The organism is Bacteroidota bacterium (assembly GCA_034723125.1).
Classification (GTDB): domain Bacteria; phylum Bacteroidota; class Bacteroidia; order CAILMK01; family JAAYUY01; genus JAYEOP01.
In genome coordinates, this window is record JAYEOP010000243.1 from 10111 (window position 1) to 12922 (window position 2812).

At 31.3% G+C, this 2812-nt stretch carries 2 protein-coding genes; one reads left to right on the top strand and one right to left on the bottom strand.

Annotation, left to right across the window (positions count from 1 at the left end):
- Window positions 1-29: 29 nt before the first annotated feature.
- Complete coding sequence (lipA, locus tag U9R42_06755; GenBank protein MEA3495718.1) at window positions 30-893, bottom strand: lipoyl synthase; 864 nt, start codon at window positions 891-893, stop codon at window positions 30-32.
- Between the two features lie 375 nt (window positions 894-1268).
- On the opposite strand from lipA, the gene U9R42_06760 reads away from it, so the two are divergent.
- On the top strand, window positions 1269-2774 hold the full coding sequence (locus tag U9R42_06760; GenBank protein MEA3495719.1) for a DUF1846 family protein: 1506 nt from the start codon (window positions 1269-1271) through the stop codon (window positions 2772-2774).
- The last annotated feature ends 38 nt before the right edge of the window (window positions 2775-2812 follow it).

A 2812-nucleotide genomic window follows, 5' to 3' on the forward strand; every position in this document is an offset into this window, starting at 1 on the left:
TATTTACGAGAATATGATTATTAAAATATTCACATTACATTTATTTGCTGTTCCGAATGATAGGATGAGCGCACTAAAGGTGCTGATTCAATGAGTTTTATGCCTTTGTTGTATGCATATTTTTTAAATTCAATAAATTTCTCGGGTTTTACAAACTCCACTAAATTATAATGTTCTTTTGATGGTTGGAGATATTGTCCGATAGTTAAAATATCAAGATTGACATTGCTTAGGTCATCAATTACTTCAAAAACTTCATCATCTTTTTCACCCAGCCCAAGCATAAATCCTGATTTGCTTTTTAAAGGTGATTTTGCTGTAAGTTCGATTTGCCTAAGACTTCTTTCATAATTTGCTTGAGGGCGTACTGTTTTATAAAGCCTTTTTACAGTTTCCATATTGTGAGAAACTATTTCGGGTTTTGTGTTTAAGATTAAATTTAAAGCATCAATATCATCATTCATATCAGGTATAAGAACTTCCATTGTAATTCCCGGATTCAATTTTCTTATTTCATTAATTGTTGTTGCCCAATGCAAAGCTCCTTTATCATTAAGGTCATCTCTTGTTACTGACGTAATTACACAATGTTTTAATCCCATTAATTTTACAGCTTTGGCAACTTTACTTGGTTCATTCGAATCTAATTCTTCAGCTTTGCCGGTTGAAACATTACAAAAAGTACAATTTCTTGTGCATCTTTCTCCTAAAATTAAAAATGTTGCAGTACCATCACTCCAACATTCAGCGATATTTGGACAATTTCCACTTTGACAAATTGTTTTAAGACCATATTTGTTTACTATGTTTTTTACATTAGAATATTTTTTTCCTGTGGGTAGTTTTGTTTTTAGCCAGTAAGGTTTTCTTATTTTTCTAGGGTCTGAATTCATGAGTATTAAATTGTTTTTTTAGAAAGGGCAAAGATATTAAAAGCTGAATGAGTATCAATATTTTTTTTGGTTCTATGTCAAATACTGTGAATCTGTCTTCGACTGACGTAGTCTTACTTCGATTATACATAGCATGTCTTCGACAGACGAAGTCTGTGGCTTTAATATTTTTATCAGAATATTCCATATATAATAATTTAAATCTGTGAATCTGTCTTCGATAGACGAAGTCTGTGGCTTTAATATTTTTTCACCCACACAAATCAACATAGATCCTTTTTTTTAATAGTGAGTAAAATGTTAATTACTTTTTATAGTTTTTCTTATTCTATGATTTAAATTTGAAAGTTTATTTATAACCCAAAAAATGAAAAAATGAAAAATATTGGTTTTGATACAGAAAAATATCTTTCGGAACAAATAAGTAATATTCTTGAAAGAGTGAATAAATTTGAAAAGCTTTATCTTGAATTTGGTGGAAAGCTGTCTTATGATTTTCATGCTGCAAGAGTTCTTCCCGGTTATAAAGCAACAGCGAAAATTGATCTTCTGAAAAAATTAGGAGATATTGAAATTATTTACTGTGTAAGTGCAAAAGATATTTTAAGAGGTAGGGTAAGAAGAGATTTCGGACTTACTTATGATAACCAAACATTAAAAGATATTAGTGATATTAATGACTTTGGATTAGATGTCTCTTCAGTTGTAATTACTCGTTATGAAGGCGAAGCTTCTATTCAGAAGTTTAAAAACAAGCTTGAAAACTTTGGGATAAAAGTTTATATCCAAACGGAAATTGATGGATATCCTGATAAATTGGAAAGTGTGATGCAGGGGTATGAACTACAACCATATATTGAGTCTTCTAAAAAACTTACAATTGTTACAGGTGCAGGTGGTGGCTCAGGTAAAATGGCTGTATGTTTGAGCCAAATTTATCATGAAAGAAAAAAAAATATAAAAACAGGATTTGCAAAATTTGAAACTTTTCCTATTTGGAATTTGGAGCTTGAACATCCTGTTAATGTAGCTTATGAGGCTGCAACAGCCGATATGAAAGATATAAATTTAGTTGACCCTTTTCATAAAGAAGCTTATGATTCTATAGCAATTAATTACAATAGGGATATTGAGAATTTTACTATACTTCATAATCTTATGAAAAGAATTACAGGTGAATTACAACCGTTTGGATATCAGTCGCCAACTGATATGGGTGTGAATATGGCAAAGACCGGAATTATTGATGATGAAGTTTGCAGAGAGGCAGGTAAGCAAGAAATAATAAGAAGGTACTTTAGATATTTCCGTGAAAAAGTTGAGGGCATAGAAACTCAAGATACATTAGATCAGATGGAATTGATAATGAATAAAGTAAGTGTTAAAATCAGCGACAGGAGAGTTGTTTCGGTTGCTGACAAAGCTGCTGAAGATGCTGTTTCAAGTAATAAGGGTTTTAATAATGTGTATTGTGGTGCGGCAATTCAGCTTGCAGATGGTCAGATAATTTCCGGTAAAAATTCTTCTTTATTTCATGCAGAGTCAGCGGCAATATTGAATGCAGTGAAAATTCTTTCTAAAATACCGGATGAAATTGACTTACTAAGTCAGGAAATTGTTAAAAGCATTACAGAAATGAAGTCTGAGTTGCAAAATGGAAAAGCTAGTTCCTTAAATGTAAACGAAACAATTATCGCATTAACTGTGAGTTCCTTGACAAATCCATCTGCCACACATGCATTAAAAATGCTAAAGAAACTTGAAAATTGTGAAATGCATCTTACGCACTTACCTACTCAAGGAGATGAAGCGGGATTGATGAGACTGAAAATGAATGTTACAACTACTGCTAAACTTTTGTCATTATCACATTTTCAATAACAAAAGATTTTACTGGTAATTTACAATTAATTATTGAG

Excerpts from the sequence above, each read along its gene's own strand:
- U9R42_06760 (MEA3495719.1), top strand. The coding sequence starts at position 1,269 with ATGAAAAATATTGGTTTTGATACAGAAAAATATCTTTCGGAACAAATA.
- lipA (MEA3495718.1), bottom strand. The coding sequence starts at position 893 with ATGAATTCAGACCCTAGAAAAATAAGAAAACCTTACTGGCTAAAAACA.